At 43.2% G+C, this 23,745-nt stretch carries 7 protein-coding genes and 1 riboswitch; of the genes, 6 read left to right on the top strand and 1 reads right to left on the bottom strand.

The features are described 5' to 3' along the window. Positions 1 to 28: 28 nt before the first annotated feature. Both HXT37_RS05950 and thiD read left to right on the top strand, forming a co-directional pair. Positions 29 to 9,727 (top strand): hypothetical protein, encoded by a 9,699-nt coding sequence (locus HXT37_RS05950; RefSeq protein WP_421779435.1) that lies wholly within the window; start codon positions 29 to 31, stop codon positions 9,725 to 9,727. 486 nt (positions 9,728 to 10,213) lie between these two features. Then, entirely contained in the window at positions 10,214 to 11,167 is a 954-nt protein-coding gene (thiD, locus tag HXT37_RS05945; RefSeq protein ID WP_102703236.1) for a bifunctional hydroxymethylpyrimidine kinase/phosphomethylpyrimidine kinase, read from the top strand. A 94-nt stretch (positions 11,168 to 11,261) separates the two neighbouring features. Here the strand turns inward: thiD and thiM are convergent, their stop codons facing one another. Continuing rightward, positions 11,262 to 12,839 carry a hydroxyethylthiazole kinase gene (gene thiM, locus HXT37_RS05940; protein ID WP_033888471.1) on the bottom strand — a complete coding sequence of 526 codons (1,578 nt, stop codon included), beginning with the start codon at positions 12,837 to 12,839 and terminating at the stop codon, positions 11,262 to 11,264. Next, positions 12,829 to 12,938, bottom strand: a riboswitch (TPP riboswitch). (Overlaps the previous gene by 11 nt.) A gap of 296 nt (positions 12,939 to 13,234) precedes the next feature. Here thiM and HXT37_RS05935 point away from each other — a divergent pair. The 4 genes from HXT37_RS05935 (at position 13,235) to HXT37_RS05920 (ending at position 23,732) form a co-directional block, all read left to right on the top strand. Next, entirely contained in the window at positions 13,235 to 14,032 is a 798-nt protein-coding gene (locus tag HXT37_RS05935) for a hypothetical protein (RefSeq protein WP_102703235.1), read from the top strand. Positions 14,033 to 14,075: 43 nt separating this feature from the next. Further along, positions 14,076 to 18,656, top strand: a complete 4,581-nt coding sequence (locus HXT37_RS05930; protein WP_116773656.1) for a PD-(D/E)XK nuclease family protein — start codon at positions 14,076 to 14,078, stop codon at positions 18,654 to 18,656. Between the two features lie 2 nt (positions 18,657 to 18,658). After that, positions 18,659 to 22,864, top strand: a complete 4,206-nt coding sequence (locus tag HXT37_RS05925) for an ATP-dependent DNA helicase (protein WP_004109318.1) — start codon at positions 18,659 to 18,661, stop codon at positions 22,862 to 22,864. A gap of 181 nt (positions 22,865 to 23,045) precedes the next feature. Then, on the top strand, positions 23,046 to 23,732 hold the full coding sequence (locus HXT37_RS05920) for a GNAT family N-acetyltransferase (RefSeq protein WP_102703231.1): 687 nt from the start codon (positions 23,046 to 23,048) through the stop codon (positions 23,730 to 23,732). Positions 23,733 to 23,745 lie beyond the last annotated feature (13 nt).

The raw sequence follows: 23,745 nt of genomic DNA, 5'->3' as shown, positions 1-23,745 counted from the left end.
TTAAAACAATGCAAAACAGGTGGAAACAATGAAGAGTATTTGGACGATTATGCTAAACGTTCTTGTTCGTATAGGTCAATTGACTCAATGCGCAACTCGTGTAGCTAAACGTACGACTCAGAATATGTACCGTGTGGCTAAGAGCGCGGCTGAGCGTTTAGCTAGTCGTGTGTCTAATCGTTTGGATGATCGTATAGCTAATTGCGTGAATAAACGCTCATCTAAACGCGAGTCTGTTTTTGCATATCGTGCGTTCAGTAGCTCTTTTGCCTCTGCTCTTAAAACTGTTCTTGTTTGTTCTCTTTCGGTAGCAATGTTGCTACCTATTTGCATTACTGCTGAAACCGCAGTTGCTTTGGATAGTGCTAATAATTCCGCTAATAATTCCGCAAATAATTCCGCAAATAATTCCGCAAATAATTCCACAAAGTCTGATCCAAAGTCTGATCCAAAGTCTGATTCTAACTCTAATTCTAATAATCCAGACTCTAATCCAGGCTTATCTGCATCATCTCAGTCTTCTGCGTTACAGAGTTTCGACAATTCACAAGGATCTGTAGATTCAGGGAATCTACTCTCTCGATCTTTTAATCCTTCTGCAGGCTCTGGCGCAGGCGTGCCGTTTGCTTCTCCGTTTGCTTCTCCGTTTGACTCTCAATTTGATTCTCCATTCGGATCTCAACCGAAGTCACTTTTTGAGCGCGCTGCAGAAGAAGAAAGAGCAAAAGCGCAAAACCGCGACGCTAAGAATTACTCAGCTCGTGAATCTTACGAAGTGTATCGCCCTGGATGTAACAAGGATTACGCTTTAGGCGCATGCATTACTACTGACGGCGATGGTGCTGGTTTGCGCGCTACGAACGGTCACGATTTGGATGTTAATAGCCTTGGATACAACTTGGAATCTAGCGACCAATTTGCTAGTGCAGCAACGAGACCTCGCGGCCACTACGAAAACGGTTCTGTACCTGAAGATCCTTCTGGCACGGATCATTACGGCGCAACTTACTTCACTCCGTATCCTAAGGGCACTTTTATTATGGGCCGTTTACGCAACATGGCCTTTAACCATAAGGGTTCCGGCGTCGACAGAATTAACTTGCCTATAGATGACACTGCAGATTTCGTGTTTGTAAAGCGCACCCCTAAGCTTTCCGGTGGCGGCTTCGTGTGGGATATTATTTTTAACGCTGGCGGCCGCACTCAAGGCGCTGGTGCTGCTCTTGATTACTTTACGATTCCAAAAGGTCAGATTCTAGACAAGGGTAGCGAAGGCGGAAGGCAGTATATTCAGCGTGTTCTTTACAGTGGCAGGGAAGCTACTGCTTTGTATAAGAAGAATCAAGGCAATAATAATCCTCCTCGCGAAACCTGCTCATTCTCGTGGGATAATCCTAACGGTTTATGCAGCATTAAAACTGACGGTAACGATTTTGATTCTGGAGATGACTTAGTCGCAGCTTGGAATAAGATGCGCGGCACTGACGACAGTAAGAATGGCAATTATTCTAGGATCCTTCCGGATGCTGTAACAACTGAGGATTTGGGTAGTTCTGACGCTATTGGTTGGTGCCGTGATGGTCAAGGTTTGGACTGCATTAGATCCAGTAGCTATGGTGCTTTGGATGAAGGCGATCTTAAAGTTGTTCCTAAAGTTGAAGGAAGCTATAACAGAGGCTATAGTCCTGCTTATGTTGCTCTCGTGCAAAATCTTTATAGATCTATAAAAGATGACACGCAGCGCGTATTTAGTTTTGTGAACAATATTAAGTCTGGCGAGATTGCTTATACGTATAAGATTCACTTCACTACTACAACTTCTACGACTAAAAACAACTCATATTGCTCTTCTAATAACGTGGGTGATGGCACGGGTTGCGAAAACTTTTCATTCTTCTACGCTGCAGGATCTTACTATGGTAAGAGACAGAGCAAAGGTTTTTATGGTGCTACTGACCCGTTTGGTGTTACTAAAGCCAGTAAATATTCCATGACTAATTTTGGTCGTGACGCTAACTTCTACATGTACACTGTAATGCATCAGCAGTGGTATGGTGCGCCGCGAATTATGGATATTCAGGCTCCTAGATACCACTTCCTTAAGGGTACTGGTTTGGGTCCGTACAACAGTGACAGTGGTAATTATCTTGAGCACAGGCATATTTCATTCTCTAGTGTGTTGCTTGGAATAGTAAATCAGCCTTTGGGAACTTCATATCTTATGAACGAGAACCAAGATATACGCTTATTGCCTGATTATTATTCCCCGAATAACGGCTATGCTCGAGGTAATCAGTGGTTCCGTAATCCTGGTATGAACGACCATAATACGAAGGATTCAGAGCCTGGTAGGCATAAGCTTGAGCTTAGATATAACGATAGAACGTATCATATGAGTGAAACTCAGGATTTGTGGTATAGGGTTATTACGCAAGCAGACGTGTTTAAGCCTTTGCAAACTGAGGAATATGACGAAAATAACAAGACTCCTAAGTATTATTCTTACGATCAGCCGCTTCCTAATCCTCTTATTATTGATAATCGTGATAATAATGCTGGGTTTGTGAATTTTGTTGGCAAACGTTCTGATTTGTATAGGCAGGTAATGGCTTTCGATCCTAACTTGTTCCCGCCTGTTAATAAAGATGAGTATGGTTCAAGGCATAGGTATGGTTCCATAAAGCAGAAGAAGGGCTCTAAGACAAACGATTATCCGCTTGATGCTAACTATTTGACTAATAATCCGGATGGAGATTCTAATACTCCGCTTAAGAATCTTGCTGTTTATAAAGCTGAGTGGACGAATAAGTGGGGTGATGAGTCTCGCTCGAACACTCTTCAGGATGCTGATTTAAGCGTTGCTGCTAAAGTGCCTATTGTTAGCGTTGTAAATCCTTGCGGTCATTCTAAGATTCTTGACGAATACAAGGATAAAATTAACGGTCAGTCTAGGTCTTCTATTTCATTTAGATCCATAGATAGTGACGATAATTCCGCTGCAAACAACGATCGTGCAGCTATGGGTGAGGATCGTGAAGACAGCATGCCTGAATGCTGGCCTAAAGCGCAAAATGCTACTAAGCGTAATGTTTGGTTTGTAAAAGATGCTCCTAAGACGGGCGATGACGGTAAGGAGTTGAAGCCTGGAGATCCTGTAAAGAAAGACTTGCAAGACAAAGTCTTGGCTAAAATCAAGCGTATTTACAGAACTTGGATGCGCAACAAGTATAGTGCTCAGCTGCAAGATGGCAAGAATCCTAAAGTTTTGCCAAATTACGTGTTTGTAAAGTACGTAAAGATTACGTTCTGGGATAACTCGACTACTGTTATACCTGTTGTATTCCCGTATGTTGATTACGAGAAGCCAACGTTGGATGTAAAAGTGAGCGTGAATAATGGAAATCCTGTTGATGCTCCAGCTGATGGTTTGAAGATTCCTGTTAATAGCAAAATTAAGTTCTGGGTTAAAGGTCATGACGATAAGAGGATTTTGCTTGGTGTGAAGCCGAAGGAAGCTACTGACTACTTTACTAACGATAAAAATAAGAGATTCTTTGATGGTAAAAAAGTCGTTGTGCGCAATGATTTCGATATGATTACGACTAATCGTGATAAGAAGAATGATTGTGATAATCGTGGTTGCGGCGATTTTACTACTATAAGCTACGATCAGTTCATTCATAAAAATGGTGAATCTGATAGTCCGACGGATCAAGTTGGATGGGTTATTAACAGCAATAATTCTAAAGATGAGGGTTCTCCTACAGTATTAGTGGGCGATCAGAATAGAAATCACGGTGTGCATGATTTAATATTCCACGGTTGGGATGCTGCAGGTAATTCCGTAATAAAGAAACTTAGGCTGATTATTGTATCTCCTGGTTACGGTTTGCCAAACGTTTGGTGGGATAAGAAGCCGAATGGGCATTATGTTGGGCGAGTGAATCCTTGGGATGAAGATAAGCGCGTGCGTTCGATTATGGTACGCATTTGGGCGCGCGGTAAGGAAGCTCCTAAGAAGGATCATAACTACTTTACGATGTGCCCGAATGATGGCAGCTGCTACGGCATTGTTATTCAGCGAGACGGTAATAAGAAGACTGATCTTTGGCATCAGGTTAATACGTATAACCACAATAATGATGCTGCAAGACCGGATGGGTCTAGGGCTGCTGAGGATAGGTCTGCTGAAGATAGGTCTGCTTTAGAGGACAGAGACGCGGCTGGCGATAAGGCAGCTGATGGCAAGTCGGCTGATGGCAAGGATAAAGATAAATCTAAAGCTGACGATAAGAATAAAGCTGGCGATAAGGCGAAAGTTGACAACAAGGCTAAAGCTGATAACGAAAAGACTGAAAATGCTAAACCTGGGGAGAACTCTACCCAAAATCAGCAGGGTAAGCAGGAACAAGGTCAGCAGCAGAAGTCGCAGAAGTCAGAAAATAAGCAGCAGGAGCAGCAGACTAATAAGTCTCAAACTAGCAACAAGCCTGCTTCTTTGAAGATTACTAAAGTGACTAAGAAGAATGCTAAGAAGCGCAATGTTCCGGGAAGGCGCGGTAGCGTAAAGCTTGCAGTTCTAAACGAAAGCGATTCTTCTAAGAAAGAAAATACACAAAAATCTGAAGTAAATAACGGTAGCAAGCAGAGTGATGCTGCTAAAACGTCCGAAAATGGTAGCGCAAGCAAGGATGACAAAGGCAGTAAATATAGCAAGTCTTCCGATAAAAATGACTCCAAGAACGCTGAAGATTCTAAAGATGCTAAGTCGGAAGAATCTAAGGGTCAGGATCGAGATGCTGAAGGCGAAGATCGTTCTGTTGGAATGAATAACGATCAATGGCATGAAGAATTTAGTAAGCGCATTATTACAGCAAATCTTGGAGACCATATCAAGGGTTGCACAGCTAACGGCGGCGACAGGTGCGAAATAACTTTTGATCCTGTAACTGGAAATATTACGATTCCGGAATACTTTGCGGAAATTGGTTCCAGAATTTACGTAGACACTTACTCTGTGCCGGAAAATAATCCAGATTGGCGTCAAGATAAACTTTGGAAGCTTATGGAGCCAGGCAATCTTCAGGATTACGAAGAGTCCGACCCGCTTCCGCTCGATATTGCGTGGCCAAACGGCTTAGTGCAAGTGAACCCGTTTGAGCTTAATAATAACGAAATCGTGGCAATGCTTTCTTGGATGAGGCATGATAAGCGGAACGAGCGAATCTTCGGCTACCGCAAGGAAGAAATTGGCGTTAAAGGTGAAAATAAGTACGATACTTATGACCAATACGATAACGGTTTTAATCCTGCAAAAACTACAGCAAAGTATGCTTATGGTGAGAATAAGCCTCAATACTCATGCCAGTCGAAGACGGATCAGCAGTGGAAGCTGTGCTTAGGTGGTGTTACTGGTATTGGCAAGCTAGGAGAAATTTCCGAAAAGAAGTATGCCGAAAAGAAGCTTTCTTTCAAAAAGTTGGAAGCTGATGACGAGACTACGCTTAACCCGATTGACCATAAGGTGACGCGCTTCGTTGATATGCGTAAGGACTATACGTGGGGATTAGTAGACAACAACAAGAAAAGTGTTGACGGGCGAAATGACCCTGGATTTGACGGGCCGCAAAACGGCTTGCATGGAAATCAAAAGTTTGGCACGCAATACTTTGTGTACAAGTGGAACATAAACTCATACCGTAAGGGCGGCAATGGTAAGGCGTTAAACCTTCAGGATGTGCTAAAGCTTGTAAAAGGTACGCCTAGTATCAATACGAAAGATGAAAATAATCCGCAGCCTTCTCTAACTCCTATGAGCGCGGCGGATAATAGGCAATTTGACGCATGGAATGGTTCGTACCCTATGGCAGTCGATAATGGATTAGGTTACGCTGTGCATGACAATACATGTGCTGCATCTATTGCTTCTCATAAAGGTGTTGCGCAAGAAGGTAAGTGCCAGTGGCGAAATAAGCTTAATTTAGTTAAGTACACGCCTAAAGAATTTATTATGGATCGTTCTTCATTCTCTTACAATGCTTCTGTAAATATGAAGAACGGAAGTGAAGTACATATTACAGATAGGCTTATTGAAAATAAGGGTAGTCAGCATGCTGGTGAAGATAAGTATGTTAGTGAATATGCTATTCACAAGGACTTCCTTATGCCTGGCGGTGAAGATCTGAACGGTCAAGCGGATGGCGAAAATATTGGCGACATTATAACTAAGAATATTGATGTTGACACTATGAACGACTACGACGCGTACGGTGAAGGTACTTCGAAGCCTGAGGGATACGCAAATAACAGGCCATTCATGCATGCGCAACTTTATGTGAATAATGGTCAGGTTACGAACGATCTTCTGCTTCGTGAGCCTAGTAAGACGCCAGATAACACAACGAACGTGATAAACGTGTGGTTTATGCCGGTTGATAATGAGAAGCCGACGATTAGTGCGAAGAGTTATCAGGAGTGGGACGGTAAGCCATGGGATATTCACGGAAAATGCATGATTAACGGCGATGTGAATAACTGCAATACAGTTGATGATGATGTTATTACTCTTGATAAGAAAATTTATGCAGGTAATAAAGCTTGGTATGAGGCTGATAATGCAACGATTAATTTACCTGCAGCACTAAAACTAGACGATGATTTCAATGCTTACGAATCTGGCAAATGCACAAGAGAGTGGAAACATGGCGGTATATTTAATAAGCAATACGTCACTTTGTGCCCGAATAGTATAAACAGTAAAGTGCTGGTTAATAATCTGAATGTGTATATTCAAGCGAATAATATTCAGGATTCTAGTGGTAAAACTTCTAGTCCGATGGTGAAGTTTGTTAGTAACGGCGTTACAAATAAACATTTGCTTAGAAGGTTTGTTGAAAAATACAGAAGCACAGATTTAGAAAATCCAAGTGTAAATAAGCAAACTGTATTTACAATGTATGCTGAAACTACGGATAGTGCTGGAAAGCAAAGTGCAAAAACTGTTGTTGGATGCTTTAAGGCTACGTGGACAGACATGGTGAAACCATCTGTTGTTGCGTACGATGGTAAAAGCAATGAATTTGCAAAGTATGATGACTGGCTCAGCAAAGATGGTTCTTCACAAAACCGCGATTATAAAGTTGTCGTTAAATCAGGCTATGGAGCTAAAAGAATGGTAGTTTACTATCACCCTGCTTCAGAGCTTGAGAAACCTGTTACTAGTAATGGTCTTTTTGGCTCTGCTGCAAACTCAAATGAGACTAACTTGGAAACCAGCATTGGTAAAACAATTTCCGTATGCTGGAATGGATCGTGGAGTGTATGCGCTGGTACTTTCAAGCCGAATGAAGTAACGCTTAATCACGATAATGATGGTAATGCTGTTATAACATTCCCTAGTGGTTTCTTAGCTCCAGGAAGCGTGGTTCGAGCACGCAGTCGTCTTGAAGTTGGTCCATGGACGTATATGCCTGGTGTTAGAAGCCCTGAAGATCTTTCCGATGATTCGCTTAATAGAGACGGAAATAAGACTGCAAGAAGCGGTGGAAGTAATCGAAGCGGCGGAAATAGCAGAAACAGCGGAAATACGCGTGCTGCAAAAGGTCGCACTGCAAAAGGTAAAAACTCTTACAAAGACGACGCTAGTTCAGAAGATACTCTTGACGTGCTGCCAATGGCTTACGCAAAAGAAAAGCCTAGCGAAGTATGCCGTCCGGATTACTGGAGCGCAGACAACTGGTCTGGTTTGAAGAAGCCGTCCGACTGTGTGTACTTCGGTGTTACTATGAAGCGTCAAATAGTGCAAATACACCCAATGCTGCTAAGCGGTCACGAGGAGCGCGCAATACGAATGGATTTGCACAGTGAAAACAACTTTGCGGGCGAACCAAAGAAGGGAATTTGGCTTCAAAACGATAGCGAAATCGTTACGAATGAGGATCCAAGGCTTGAGCCTGGTAAAACTATGGTGACTTTTAGGAAGTATGACTATAGTGCTATGGACGATGAGCATAAGCCTTTGAATCCGCCTACCTATAGTGGCCGCCAAGTAGGGAATATACAAGACGTAGCTGTTATGACTCGAGGCTGGAGAAGTCGCGTGCTTGTGCCAAATCCGCGAGAAAATAAGATTACGCGATTTGTGCGATTGCGCGCGCCTGAAAACGTAGATAGTGAGCATGGTGGCGATAGTAAGGGTGCTGCAGACTACTTAGCTGATGCGCCTACCAGCTTCGAAGAAACTAAAGATAATAGTAAGGCTCTGCGCGTAGCTGGGCGTTCGTATGATCCAGGATTCGTTCTTTCGAAAGATAAGAAGTCTCTTCTGTATCTGTATAATGCTTCAACTAAGCGCAACTTTACGCTTAATGATTTGCAATATGCGTTGAAGCTTAAGCGTAACAGTACTTTGCACCCAGCAAACGAGTGTGGAAACTATGTTGATGGAAGTCAATGGGCGTTTGCTGATTGTCAGCCATCCTTGCTGCCAGAAGTAAGAGGTAGCGATAAGGTTGATGGTGAGAAAGGTCGAAACGGCTTCAGCTTTGATTGGAATACGCACTTCTATACGTATAATCCGTCTGAAGACCATAGGTCTGGTGCTGCTTCTGCTGCTAACGGCGCTGATAACGACAATGGTGGTACTACTGAAGAAACTTGGTATGTAAACGTCATAGATATGATTTCAAAGGGTGGTACCGGCGGTGGATATTCTATTCCTAATAGCTCTGGCGTAACGTCTGAAAGTAGTAATACTGGTCTTTCGCTTACCGACTTCGCTAATATTGGCGCATGGGGTAGGTCTGGCAGTATTGGATCTGACTTAATTGGTCATAAGGTTCTTAAGAATCCAGATAATGGTTTGTCGGTTATTATGACATATGGCGATAGCTGGGTTGGAGATACTCATAAAACGCGAGGCAAAGAAGGCGGCTGGAATAACGATGCCAACTACGAATTCGTAATGCCTGTGTACCTGGTGCCTGTTGATAACGTTAAGCCAACTTTTGCTGCAACTGCAGGATCGCTTCTCAGTGGTCACGCGGATGCTAATAATCCTTACGTTGTAACGATGGAGGAGAAGGACTACGCTAAGCTCACGGTTAAGGGTAATCCTGTAGAATACAAGGACGGAAAAGTTTCGAAGTCTCAAAGCAAGGAGAGTGGAAAGACTCTGTTTGCGGATGTCCACGACGATTACGACAGTTTCGGTGATCTCAGCAACTTTAGCCTGGTTGCATGCAAAGTCAAGAAGGCTGGCGGCGCAACTGATTTTGACAGCTGTAAGTCAATAATGGGCAAAGATGGCTCCGTGGATACTGCGGCGTTCAAGAAGTTAAAGACTGACGGTGACGGAGTTGAGTACGCTTTGTACGGACGTGCAAAAGATAAGTCCAGCAATGAAAGCGACGGCTTTGGTGATAACGGTAACAGAGGCCACTTAGTCGGATACTTCAGCTTTGGTTACTTGGTTCGTCCGGTTGCTCTGCCTCACAGCGGCGGTCAAGCTGCAATATGGTTCAGCTTCATATTTGGCGTGCTGTTGGCGTTGTTCTTGGCATCCGGCGCGTTCGGTAGGCGCGGATGGCTTGGGTCGGTTCTTAGTGGTCACGGATTCGGCGCACTCACTGACAGCAAGCATTGCGACGCTTCTGCAGAAGTGCTTCGAAGCGGCAAGCCGTTCTTCAAACTCAAGTCAAAGTTCAAGTTCAAGTGGCTTCGACGCTGACGCGTAAAATGCGTATGAGTTTGGACTTATAGCGTTTGCGTAAGTCCAAACTCACCCGCGAAACATATTTGCCTGCGACGCAATAGGTTATATACATCTTAATTGCGCGTTATTCAGTCGCGTGGATATTAGTGTGGTAGAGATTTGAGATTTTTCGCACTGAACGAGGTGAACGTCAGAGCCGCAGGCTGCTGATTCACCGAGTGAAGAAGAAAAATCGAAAAATCTCTGCGATAAGGCACGGTTATTAAACATTAAGCACGCAGAGTTTGGGGGATTTCTCTACGAGCACTAAAAGAGGACTGAGAAGCTACATTCTTTAAAGATAGGCGAACACACTAAACTCTTTTAGCAGCCAGAGCGCACGAAGGACGGGACGTGCGAGGAGAGAGATCCCCCGAAACTCGCGCCACGTTAAACAAAATGTAATATAAACTATACTTTCTCATGAAACTATATTCGCCTGCGACGCAATATAATAAAAGTATGACGCTAGTATCAAGCAAACAGCATGACTTGCAGCATGCGCAATCGTCCGCGCAATCGCCTATACAGCTTTCGCAATCGCCTATGCAGCAATCAGACCCAATCATTCCGCGCGTGCTAAGCATAGCTGGCACAGACCCAACAGGTGGAGCCGGAATACAGGCAGATCTCAAGTCAATTATGGCGGCAGGCGGTTATGGCATGTGCATACCAACTAATTTGGTTGCGCAAAACACGTGCGAAGTGCGCGAAGTATTCACGCCGCCAGTAAGCTTTTTCCGCACTCAACTTTCATGCGTGTACGACGACGTTACAGTTGACGCACTAAAAATCGGCATGCTTGGATGCACAGAATATATTGAAGCAATGCGAGACTGGATGTGCGATAACCCGGTTCCTGTAAGTGTTCTAGACCCGGTGATGATATCAACTTCCGGGAAGCGCTTGCTTGAGGCGAGTGCTGAAAATGCGATGCGAAACTTTATAAGCTGCGTTGATGTAGTGACGCCAAACGTGCCGGAATTGGCGGCTTTGTGCGAATCGCGCGTTGCGGAAAACTTTGAGGAAGCTTGCAACCAGGCGCGCAAGTTGGCTGCAAAAAACAGTGTTGTTGTAATCGTAAAAGGTGGGCACTTAACTGGCGAAGACGTTGGAAATACTGCGGTTTTCCCGGATGGTGACGCGCGGCACGTACCAAGCGAACGAGTTGAAACAAGCACAACTCACGGAACTGGTTGCTCGCTTTCTTCTGCGCTTGCTACGAAAATTGGGCTTGCTTTGCGCGAGGAAAAGAATTTGAGCGATCACGATACTGTACTTTGCGCACTTGAATGGTCAACGGCGTGGCTTCGAGAGGCGATTGCGGCTGGAAGTGAATTACATGTTGGGCGCGGCGGCGAGCGCGGTCATGGACCTGTAAACCACTCCGTACGAATCTTGCGGCAAACTGCGTGAGCGCGCGCTTATAGTGCGAGCGTTGTCTCGCGTTGGCGCGACGACATGCTTGAGCGCAGCACAGTGCGCGCGAAAGCAACTCGGAGCGTCCGATTTACTCAGTAATCACGCTTTTAAGCTCGCGCGCAACTTTCCCAGCATCCTCAGCGCACATAAGCGCCGACACTGTGCAAACTCCGTCAAGCTCAAGACCTCGAATAGGGAACACTGTGTTCTCGTGAATTCCGCCAATTGCCAACGTTTTTACGCCCATAGAGTGCGCAACTTTCGCCACTTCGTTCACTCCGTCAACTCCCAACGGCGGCACGTCGTGCGCTTTCGTATGCGTTTCAAAAGCTGCACCAATGCCAATCACATCCGGCAGCGGAACGTCATTTTCTTTGCACTCGCGGTAAGCTTTCTCCATCAAATCCGGTCGAGCGCAAGAAAGCCCAACCATCCACTCTGCCGGCATCGCTTTTCGCGCCTCAACAAACGGCGTATCCTTTTGCCCAACGTGCAAGTTGAAACCAAGCTGAGCTGCGCAATCAACATGATCGTCTATGAATACAGGCACATCGCCGTGCTCAGAATCAATAAGCGCATGACGCAACTTCTTCGCCTTTGCTGAAATTTCAGCGTCGTCGGAATACTTATCGCGCAATTGCACAACTGTAACTCCGCCTTCAACTGACTCTACTGCAACTTCTTCTTCCGGGCGATTTCCCATGCGCGGATCCGTTACCAAATACAGTGTCCAATCAACAGGCTCCACCGTAAACTCAATATTTGTCAAACTAAACATGTCGTTTACGCTAAGAGTTGAAAGCGCATCCATCCACAGTGTGCGGAAAGTGCCGGGAGCTGTGGTTTGACGAGCTGCCCAAGTTCCAGCCGCTGCTGCGTGCACGTGTGCTGCAACAGTTGCTGCGAGCGGACGTTCTGGGTTTGCGCCAACGTATGCTGCAACCAACGCTCCCAAAGCGCAACCGGTTCCAACTACTTTAGTCATAGTTTTATGTCCGCCGGTTACGCGAGCTAAGCAACCGTGAGCGTAAATCGCGTCTTTTTCGCCAGAAATTGCCACTACTGAGCCGTACTTTTTTGCTAATTCGCGCGCGGCTTGAAGAGCATCGTTCACGTTATCGTGAGAATCCACACCTTTGCCGTTGCTTTCTTTGCCTGCAAGTGCCATTATTTCGGAAGCGTTTGCGCGAATTACGGTAGGGTGGTGCTTAATAATTTCGTGTATAAAGCGCGCGCGTGGAGCAAGTGCTGGAACGCCGATTCCAACCGGGTCAAGCACCCACGGAGTATCGGCTTTTTCGCATCCTTCAACAGCTGCGCGCATGTATTCGGAAGTTTCTGGCTGATGGAATGTGCCAACGTTTATGAGCACGCCTGTGGCAATTTGCGCAAGTGCATGCGCTTCTTCTGGGTCGGTTACCATGATCGGCGACGCTCCTGCAGCGAGTAGTGCGTTGGCTGTAATGTCTTGCACGATTACGTTCGTGATGCAATGGGTGAGTGGCTGCTGTGTGCGCACGCGTTCGATGCATTGACGCACGTCGTTAAGAAACATGCGGCGGCGTGCGCGTACAGAGAAGCATGTGTCGACTTGCGTTGTTGAGCTTGTGCAGTATTCGTTTGCTTCGTTACAGTTAGTTGTTTTTTCAGTGTTGCATGTTGTCATAATGTTTCCCTTCGCTAGCACTATCTAGATCAGGTTTTACGGATGTAATCTCAGCGCCGCCCGCGATTTTGCGGCAAATGCGCACTCCGAACCATCCTTCGACTATATCTTTTGTTCGTGACTTACTTTCTTCTGCGTGAGTGTCTGATTTTGCTTGTTTTGGGACACTGGTGCAGTTTGTGTTCTGCGTTCGTGTCTCTGGTTGGTAGTTTCGTGGAGCATTTGCTGGAAAATTCCCGACGTTTCGCAGCACTTGCAGGAATCTACAAAAATCGCGCCGCATTTTTGCAACTTCTTCTACATATTTTCGCTTGCAACTGTGTAACCATAAGTATGGTAAACATAAATATAAGTAAACAATAAGTAGATTATAGAAGTTACGAAAGCGAGATAACATGGCAAACGATTCCATGCTAGAACAAAAGACTCCGCTCACAGCGCGCGAATACGCGACGCGCACAGCAATACGCACGATTGCAATCATCGCATCTGTTTATGGTATGGCTGCTTCGTGGGAAGGCTTGATGACCTTTACTTATTTTACGAATCTTTCTAACCTTATGATTTGCGTAGCTCTTGCTGGATCGCTTTTGCTTGATACAGCTGCGTTTATGCGTGCTCGTAATTCTGTAGATTCAGCAGCGCAGCAAGATTCCGCAGCATCTTGCGCATGGTTCGACTCAAAATCCAACGCTTGGTACATTTTCAAATTCATGATGACTATCTCAATTGCTGTCACATTCACTTTGTACCTGTGTTTCTTAGCACCTACCAATAAGCTTGGTTTCGTTGGCGCTTACATGAATAACGGATGCAGCAGCCTTTGCGTTCACGCAGTTGCGCCGCTTCTTGCAATCGCTGATTTTGTGCTTTTTGATTATCGTTTCCGCTCTACTCGCGCACATTTGTATGTTTCTACTGTTCCGCCTCTTGCTTATGTTGCTTATGCTGCTATGCTTAGCGAGTTTGCTGGTGTTCGTTGGGGTGTTCATGCAATGCGCGCGCCTTATAATTTCCTCAATTATGGTGCTCCTGCTGGCTGGTTCGGCTTCGCACCGCAAACTTTTAATGCCACTACTTTGGGCGTTGGAGTTGCGTATTTGTTAATTGTGTTTACTCTTATTTTTATTGGTGTCGGCAGTGTATTTCTTGCGCTTAAGGATGCTCGCGCTCGTGCAATATTAAAAGAATAGTATTGTTGCGCGCCACTATTGCCTAATTGCTAGAATTAAACGTATGAGTGAGGATACTGCATTACAAGCATTATTTGACGGTACGTTACGCAATTCTTCTGGCAATGTGACTAATGCGTTGCTTGTGTATGGTGCGCCGAATACTGGTAAAACGCAGTTTGCTGTGCGCGCAGCAATTTCCGGCTATAAGCGTTGGTCGCATAATGTTACTGCGATGGCTGTGCAAAATCGTGTTCTTGCTTCAAAAATTGACAATATTATTATTCGCCAAATTGGTGTAAGTAAGCAGTCTCGTCCAGTTGGCACTTTGGCTTCTTTGGCTTTTACTATCATTTCTGCTTGCTGTAAGTTAAAGAATAATCCTTCGCCTAAGCTGCTAAATGGTGCTGAGCAGGATTCTTTGCTTCGTAAAGTTTTGCGCGCACACATTGAGCATGTTATGCGTGGAGATAATGGTGATTGCAATATATGCGCGCTTTTTAAGGATTATTTTGAAACGTCTCAATGGGTTGTTCCATTAACTTGCGCAGTTTCCGCCGCTTCAGTGCCTTCTGCGCCTTCCGCAACTCCGGTTGCTCAATCAACTTCTTCGTCTCCAGAATTTTTGGCAGATAGATTCGATATTAACAACGCTTTTATGCATCAATTGCGCGATATGCTCGCTCGTTTAGATGAGCTTGGTATTAGCGATTTTGAAAGCGAAAATTCAGTTCTTCGCGCTCTTAGTGACGAGCAATCTTACGCCAATAATAGTGATATTTTACAAACGTCTGTGCTTATTAAACGTAGATTAACTCAATGGCGTTTGGCGTTTGCTTTGCGTGCTGAATATCGAAAAATAATTGCCGACACTTATAAGTATTCTTTCCGACTTGACGCTTCGCAACTGTTGGTTGAGGGTGCAAAATCTGCGCGCGAATTAGGAGAGCATGGTTTAGTAAATTCTTCTGAAATTCCAGCTCTTCTTGTAGTCGATGATTATCAAGATATTACTTTGGCTGGTTTGAGTTTTATTGAGACTTTGTCGAAGATTGGCACGCGTTTAGTTTTGCTTGCGAATCCGGATGAATCTGTGCAATCGTTTAGAGGAGCGTACCCGGATTATGCAATTTCTGCAGCTTTGGATGAGTTGAATGCTGCTGAGCAAACTTTAGAATATACGGGTTTTGCTGATTCTTGCGAAAATTCTTCCGACGATTCTGCCGATTTTTCTAAAAATTATTCTGCAGATCCAACTTTTGCAAATTATACCCAAGCACCTTCGATGCGTGAATTGCTCGCTTCACGCGTTTCTCTTTCGCTTACTTCGCAATATAAAACAGATGTTGCGCTCCCAAATCGCCCTTGGAAAATGCCAAAATTTGTAGGCTCCTTACCGATTGAGCCTATAGAAACCCTCCAAAATTCTAATCTCAATTCAGACGACACTGTTTTTACAGCGTTATATCGTTCACAGCGCGAGGAATTAGATGCTGTTATTTGGCAAATGAAGCAATCTCACGTAAATAATAAGCGCAAGTGGAGCGATATGGCGTTAATTGCGCACGACAATTCTACTGTTCGTCTTTTTGGCGAGCAGCTTCGCGCTTCTGGGGTTCCTGTGCGATACTCGTCAGTGACTCGCCCATTAAAAGATGAGCCGTTTGTGCAAGGTTTATTTGCGCTTATTGAACTTGCTCAATTTGCGCAGCACGGTTTTTCTGGAATTGTTGAGCAAGTAAAACATGGTAGAAGTTTGCAAAATTTGGCTTCGTGGGTGCGTTTGCGAGTTCAGAATATTATGGATAGTCCGCTTTCCGCGATTACTAAAAGTGATTCTGGATTTTACGGTGATTTAGACGTTGAAATACCTGCGAAGTTATATTCTGTAGATTTGCTTATGCGTTCTCTTTCTTCTCTTTCGGCTGTTTTAATTGAGCAAAATGGTGAAAAGAACAAGAACTTTGAATCTAATGCTCCTTTGCGAAATCTTGTTCATAACTGGGATTTGTTGCAAAATTCGCTTCATGATGCGCAAAGCAAGGCGTACGTTGAATCTCAAATTTTGGTTGATAATAGTCGTATTGATGGCAGTTCAAATGATCTTATGCCATTATCTCTCGATGCGTGCTATTTGCTTTGTGTAGCAGATGTTGCACGTTCTATAGATGATGATTCTACAGTGTTGCAAATATTGCAGAATATGGCTCCTCGAAATCCGCACGTTGCAGCTTTTGTAAAACTGTGGAAAAACGTGCAAATTCTCGCTTCTCGTATGCGCAATAATCCTGATTTGAGTAATGCTCAATACGCTCTTGGTGAGGCTTGGAATATTTGTCATGTTGCTGAGCGTTGGCAGCGTATGTCTTTACAGCATAATTCGGAAGGTTATCGAGCTAACGATCGCTTGGATGCTGCAATGCGTCTTTTTGATTATGTTTCTTCATATGTTTCTTCTGATATTTCTTCAATGAATACGTTTGACGATACTTTTAGACAAGAAAATGTTGTAAGTATTGCAGATTTTATAGCTCAAGTTCGTGGCATGGAAATTGAAGCTGATTCTCTTGCTAAAGTAGCACCTGTTCCAGATGCTGTAACGCTTACTACTCCTGCTGGTTCTGTTGGAAAACATTGGAATCTTGTGTGGATGCCTACTTTGCAACAACGTGTGTGGCCAAATCTTGCTTCTCGTAGCACTATGTTTGGCGCAGAAAGTTTAGCGAATATTATTTTGCATTCTAAGATTTCTGCTTCTAAATTGACTGTGAATGCGTCACTTCTTTCGAATAATGATAAATCTGCAGTTTTTGCTTCGGAACAGCGCAGTTTTTTGTTAGCTATTACGCGCGCAACAGAGCGTTTGTATATAAGCGCGCAATATAGCGATAGTGCTGTGCCAAGCGACTTTCTTTATTATTATTTGCCTGAAAGATACTACAATAATGAAAATTCGCGCACGCCTTTTACGGAATTTACTACACCTTTTGCCGGTTTAGATATGGATGTTCGTGGACTAGTGTGTGCTGCTCGTTCGCAAATTTTGCGTGCTTCTTCTATGAAAGAAGAGTTTGGAAATAGTGTAGGTAATGCAGATAGTGCAGATAGTGCAAGTAGTTCCGATAGTGAGAATAGTAAGTCTAGAAATGCGATTATTGATGCTGCTCAAACGTTGCAATTACTTAAAGAAAATGGAGTATTTTGCGCTGATCCTTTTGAGTGGGATTTTATGAGCGATGTAGATGACTATGTTGATGAGAAATCTTCTGTTGAAAAAGACAATGAAAAAAATAATGAAAAATATAATGAAAAAGCTAGCTCTGCTAAAAAAACTAACTCTGTTGTAAGCTTGTCTCCTTCAGCTGTAGATAGTTTGTGGGCATGTCCTGTGTGTGGATTGGTAAATCGTCAGCTTTTAGGTCCTCAACCCGGCAGCGCAGCAACGTATTTTGGCACGCTCATTCACGAAACTGCAAGATGGGCAAGCGAAAATCAGCATTACGATATGCCAGAAACTGAAGTTGATGAAACTGAAACAGCGAATAATTCAGCCGACTATTCTCCCTACTCTCCGCTTGTGCGCCGCAGTAACGCAATCGCAAATCTTATGGAAAAGTATTACCTAAGTATTGCGCCTGAACTTGCAGATATTCGAGATAGTAAGGAGCATTATTCGGCTCTTGCGCGTGAGAAGAATATTAAACGTGCGTTACATGCAATTGCGCAATATTTTGTCACTTCTTACGATCAATCAACATATGCGCTTAACTCAAAAAAGTCAGAAAACGGCATATTAGAATCTCTTACAAAAAGCGAAAAATCTTTAGAAAGTAGCATAGGTAGATTGCAACAAGCGTATTGCGAATTGCAAACAAGCGCGCATTTTGGATTTAATGATATTGCTCGCGTATTGAACAATACTTTTAAGAATGCAAATTTGCAAACCGTTACTACGCATGATTGCTACGAATTGATGGGTGCTTTAGTTGGAGGATGGCCGGATGGCGCAAGTGAAGATATGCAAGTACATATTCACGGTCGAATTGATCGCATGGAAAAGCGCATCAATTCAGATGGTTCTGAGCATATTCGCTTACTGGACTACAAAACAGGAAAGCCTTTAACAGCAAGCGGAGTTTTTAACGATTTGCAGCTAGTTTGTTACCAGCTTGCTTTACTTTTTTCTGATGAAAATCCGCTTATTGATGCATCGAATGCGCCGATTATTTCGCGAAGTATTCTATTTCACGTTGCTAAGAACGATTATCCTGCTCAAGATCATAACGTTGCTGAAAACGTGTATCAGCCGCCGCTTTGCGTAAAAAATGCTTTCAATAATAATCCGCTTGAGTTACGAGTTGGATTCAAAAATATGGCAAGATTGTTAGATTGTCCGCATCTTGACGATATTGCGAAGAATTGTCCAGAAAATGTAAGCGAAAGCGCTTGGCAGTCATTTACATCATTAAACCAAAGTGCAAAATGGTCTCTTACTATGATTTCGCGCGTTTGCTATGCTGCTGCGGCAGTTCGTTCGCATAAGATTATTGCGCACCCAACTTCTGAACACTTAAAGTATTGCAACGGAAAACAAGTATGCCCAGCATGCGCAGGTTGTATAGACACTGTATATGAGGTGTTGTAGTTATGATTGATAAAACAAATAAGCAATTTACTCGCAAGAACACCGATAGCGCGGAGCAAGCTGCAGCAATTCAAGCACCAACAAATAAGAACATGATTATTGTTGCAGGAGCTGGAAGCGGCAAAACGTATACGATGACTCGTCGAGTTATCGACCTTATTGAGCGCGGAGTTGCTCCTGAAAGTATTTTGGGTTTGACTTTTACTAATAAAGCAGCTTCTGAGCTGCTTGCAAGAGTTGCTCAAGCTGTAAGTCAGCATAGTAGCGAAATAAATAAGCTTATCAATAACGGAAATTCCGCATCTTCAAGTGGCTTTTTGAAGCCAGAAGTAATGACATACGATGCTTTTTTCCAGTCAATTGTGCGCCAATATGGTTTGCTTGTTGGATTTGATCAAAATACGCAACCTTTAAGCGATGCAGGTGCGCGCGAATTAATAAAACCGCTAGTAAACGATTATGTTACTAATCATGCGGAAGTGCTGTCTTGGTATAGTTTTGATGCGCTTATTGACGACGTGCTTGCGCTCGCAGCAGATATTTCATGCTCGATGATTGGCATAAATAGCAGGGGAGAGTCTATAGATAGCACGTCTAAAGCTGTTTTAGAAATTCAGAAGTGGAATAACGCTTGGATTGAGCATTTGCAAAAAGCAATTAATTGTGCTGAAACTACTGAAATAATTGCAAAAAAGCCTAGCTCTATTAAATTGCGTCGCGGAAAAAACGATTCAGATGAAAAATATTTCGAAAAGTGCGAAAATTACGGAAAAGAATACGTAGAATACCTGAATATTACATTAAAAAATAAGTGTTATGAATCTTGTAATAACTTGCTTGAAGCTGCTGAGAAGCGCAATGTATTACTTGAATTAGTTTTGGCTTTTGACGCAGCAAAGCAGCGCGCAAATATGGCGCAATTTAGCGATTTTACTATTGCTGCATACCGTTTGGTGACGCATTTTCCTTCTATTGCAGAACAGTATCGCCGCCAATACAGCCAAGTTTTGCTTGATGAATATCAAGATACTTCTACAACTCAAGCAATGCTGATTGCAACGCTGTTTCATAAAAAAACTAACGGTGTGGAAGAAGCTAGCGTTGCTGCGAAAACTAGCGAAAATCAAGACTTTTTAACTACTCAACAAACGCATATTGCTGCAGTAGGTGATCCCTTCCAAGCTATTTACTCGTTTAGAGGAGCTAGTTCCGGAGCTTTCAGAAAGCTTGAGCAAGCACTAAATATCGACCAGTCAAGTGAGTTTTCTCTTACAAGAACGCGACGCAATTCGCAGCTTATTTTAAAAGCTGCAAATTCTATTACGAAACCTTTGCGAGTGCCTGCGCTTCGCCATAGTAGTTCACTTGCTACAGAAGTAGAAGTGAAAAACTTGCAATACTTAGATAATGCACCAAAAGGTACTTTTAGTGTGTTAAATATGCCTACGCAATATCAAGAAGTAGAAGCCGTTGTGCGTTTTGTAAAATATGTAAAACATAATGCGCTATCTGAAAACGACGATACTAATTCTGCATCTGCTCGAGTTGCAGTTCTTTTCCGTAGCAAAAATAATATTCCGTTATATGAAGAAGCATTACAAAAAGCAGGTTTACGCACTCTTACTGTTGGGTATTCTGCATTGCTTGAAAAACCAGAAATTCGAGATGTTTTAGCTCTTCTTTCTGTTGTTGCAGATCACACAAATACTCAAGCTTTGATGAGATTGCTTGCAACTCCTCGTTTTGCGCTTAATACTGACGATTTGGCTGCTATAGCTAATATTGCAACATCAAAGAATATCGAATATGTGTTTCGTGCTTTAGTGCAAGCAGGTTTAGTAAACGCTGAAACTCCTCGCTCTAAGTGGTCGCAAGTTGTTCGAGAACAGCAATCTCAAGCTTCGCAAACCAATAGTATTCATGGTGGAGTTTTTGTGGCGGATGTTTTGCTTGAAGCATACGAAACGCAACTAAGCGAAGAAGCAAAAAATAACGACAACAATAACAATAATTTGCTTTTTGAGCTAAAAAATAATTTAAGCTCAAAAGCTTATGTAGCAGTGTTAAGAATAGGGCAAATGATTCATGCAATACAACGTGCTCAATCTGGCTCTTTGCAAGATATTATGCGCGTTGCTGTAGAAACGCTTAACGTTGATATTGACGTTGCGCTATCTCGTGCGCTTATGAATGATACTTCCTCTAATGCAACGCTTCTTGACGATATGCACTCTACTGTCGATTCTATTTGTTTACTAGCAGACGCGTATTTGCAAGAAATGAGCGATTTTACAACTCCTACTTTGCATGGGTTTATGTCTTGGATTTTCAATATAGACAAAATTAACGATCAACCTTCTTCGGTGGATGAGACTGCGGATGTCGTATTAATGACTATTCACCAATCGAAAGGTTTGGAATGGCCTGCTGTAGCGATAGTTGGGCTTAATGAAGGCGCGTTCCCAAGTAATCAAGGCGATAATTTGCGCGTAATAGCAACGCAACAAAGTGGCGTGTACAGGGAAAGGGCATACGCAACGCTCGAAGTTGCTTCAAAAGTGCCTGTTTCTATGAGAGTGGATGCAAACATATTGCCAAGATTCCCTCACAATGTTGATCTTGAAACTAGCATGGAACCTCAAAAATCTTTGAAAAATATGTTAACTGTAGACGATATCGACGCAGAAGTTTATGGATCAAGAGCTAGAGAAATGTTTGATTTGGCAGAAAAATTCCATGAGCATGAGCAGGCTCCAGTAGAAGCGATTCCTTCAGAAGCTAGCAAAGTGTATGACGCTGTGATGAAAACTGGCACATTGCCTCTTTCACAAGTCGAAGAGCGTGGGCGCGCTTTGCATATTGACGAGCGTCACCTTATGTATGTTGCTTTGACGCGTGCTAAATTCGCAGCATTGCTCACTTGCAGCCAGTCTAATGCTATGAGCGTTGTTGAGAATAAAGAAAATTTTGCCAATAGTGCAGCTTCTTCTGTAGATGAATCTTCAAATATTTCAACTTCTAGAGTTAAAAAACCTTCTGTTTTTTGGCAGGAAATGTATGATTCAATGCGCGGATCTGAAGAATCTCCGGTTCAGGTCACAGCTAAGGTTTCAGATTCTTCAAATCAAGTAGGTTATGTTGTAGGGGAGTCAGCTTCGCAACTTGCGCAATTATTTAGCGAGGAAAGCACTATTCCAACTGAAGATAATGAGAAACAATTATCTTGGCCGAGTGCATCTAGTGAAGCTATACGTAGTGTATTGCAAAAATCTGCGCAAGACGTTGTAAATTCAAAAATGAGTAATCAAATTTCTGGTATTTCAAAAGATAATTCTTTGCTTTACAAAGCTCAAGCTTTGCTACAAGATGCAGATTTAATGCCGAAAATTGATTGGTATCACAACATTCAAGAGTTAAAAAACAGAGCAGAGCAGCTTTCTAATGTTGAAAATGTCAATGTGACTGCTGTGCAAAGGCGCGCTATGTTTCGTAGTGATTATTCGCGCGCGAATGAAGATTTTGATGATGCGGATGCTAAGCGTTTGCGGAAGGAATGGATGGCAATTATTCGCCCTATTCCTAGCGTTTCTTCGCCTGCTTCTGATTTGGGAACGCGTTTTCATGCTTGGGCTGAACAGTTTGTAAAAGCTGGTTGCGTGAATAAAAATTCTATTCAGTATGACGTTGATGAAAACGTTGATGAGAATGCTGTTGAGAACGTTGCTGAAACTTGCGAGAATATTTCGCAAAATGCAAAATCTTCGGAGCGCAAATTGTTGATATGGAAGCAGCGTTTAATAACATCAAAATGGGCGCATCGCCGTCCTATAGCAGCAGAGCAGCCGATTGTAGCTCATGTTCCAGAATTAGGCGATCAAATTATTAATGGCAAAATCGACGCAATATTTGCAGGTGGTTTAAATCCAGAAGATCCAAGCAAATTGTACACGATAGTCGATTGGAAAACCGGAAGAAAACCAACCAAACCACAAGATATTGCGCTTAAACTTGGCCAGCTTGACTGGTATCGTCTGCTTTTGTCTCTTATGACTAAGGTTCCGCTTGATGCTATCGATGCCACCCTTTATTATGTGAACATATCGGATGAATGTGAACGGGAAATTCATGCCGAGCAAAAAACGAAAGATGAGATCCTTGCCGAGTTACACTCTGACACGTTAATCTCCCTCGATGATGATGACGCATAAATGTTGCTATTGCAATCATTTTGTCGCAATTTATTTGCTGCAATTTTTGTTTGCTGTAACGTATTTTGCGCCGCGATTGAAACGCATCGTGCATCACTTCGAAAACGTGCAGATTCCTCGTGCAGTGTGTGTGGGCGGGCATACGCACAACATCGATTTGAGTATGAAGTAAGGAAGAATCATGACTGTTGAATTTCGTTCTGTAAAACTCAGTGATATTGATGCAATGGTTAAAGAATATGAACGTACTTGGGGTATTGCGCAAAAAGTTGGGAAAGATGCTTCGTTAAGTCTTTCTCGAAGATGTGTGTTGCATTACTTAGAACCTTCAACGCATGGTACTATTGCTGAAATAGATGGTAAGTTTATGGGTCTGCTTTTGGCGCGAGTTTTTGACGCACCTGTTTTATTTCCAGAAGTAGGGAGAATGCTTCGCGAGCAAGAAGCCACAATGAAAGAAAATTGTGACAAAAACTATGCTCTCGCTTTAGAAGAAGCGTACGGCATGCGCGCGTTGGAAACTAAACTTGAAGCGAAATCTCATATCAATAATTTAACTCAAGCGGAATTGGAGCTTTTCCTTGTTTCTCCAGATGCTCGTGGGCATGGTGTTGGTGGAGGCTTGTGGAAGCGAACAATGCATATGCTAAGAAATAACGGAGTAAATCGTTACTATTTACATACTGATTCAGCGTGTGACGTAAGCTTTTATGATTATCACGGGCTTAGAAGAGATGCTTCTTTTATGCGCTCGGATCATCCTTATGAAGCTAAGAACGTGAAATCTTTGGTGGATGACTTGTATATTTACTCAGGTGAGCCGAGAGTTCGTTCAAAGCAAGCAAATGCTCGTTCTAAAACGCGTTAATAAAAATATGCAA

It is taken from the genome of Gardnerella sp. DNF01151 (assembly GCF_049244235.1).
In the GTDB taxonomy this organism is placed as follows: domain Bacteria; phylum Actinomycetota; class Actinomycetes; order Actinomycetales; family Bifidobacteriaceae; genus Bifidobacterium; species Bifidobacterium swidsinskii.
This window is presented reverse-complemented; position numbering and strand designations above follow the sequence as displayed.

What these genes read in the sequence shown, in the direction of transcription:
- HXT37_RS05950 (WP_421779435.1), top strand. Translation starts at nt 29, where the DNA reads ATGAAGAGTATTTGGACGATTATGCTAAACGTTCTTGTTCGTATAGGT.
- thiD (WP_102703236.1), top strand. Translation starts at nt 10,214, where the DNA reads ATGACGCTAGTATCAAGCAAACAGCATGACTTGCAGCATGCGCAATCG.
- thiM (WP_033888471.1), bottom strand. Translation starts at nt 12,839, where the DNA reads ATGACAACATGCAACACTGAAAAAACAACTAACTGTAACGAAGCAAAC.
- HXT37_RS05935 (WP_102703235.1), top strand. Translation starts at nt 13,235, where the DNA reads ATGGCAAACGATTCCATGCTAGAACAAAAGACTCCGCTCACAGCGCGC.
- HXT37_RS05930 (WP_116773656.1), top strand. Translation starts at nt 14,076, where the DNA reads ATGAGTGAGGATACTGCATTACAAGCATTATTTGACGGTACGTTACGC.
- HXT37_RS05925 (WP_004109318.1), top strand. Translation starts at nt 18,659, where the DNA reads ATGATTGATAAAACAAATAAGCAATTTACTCGCAAGAACACCGATAGC.
- HXT37_RS05920 (WP_102703231.1), top strand. Translation starts at nt 23,046, where the DNA reads ATGACTGTTGAATTTCGTTCTGTAAAACTCAGTGATATTGATGCAATG.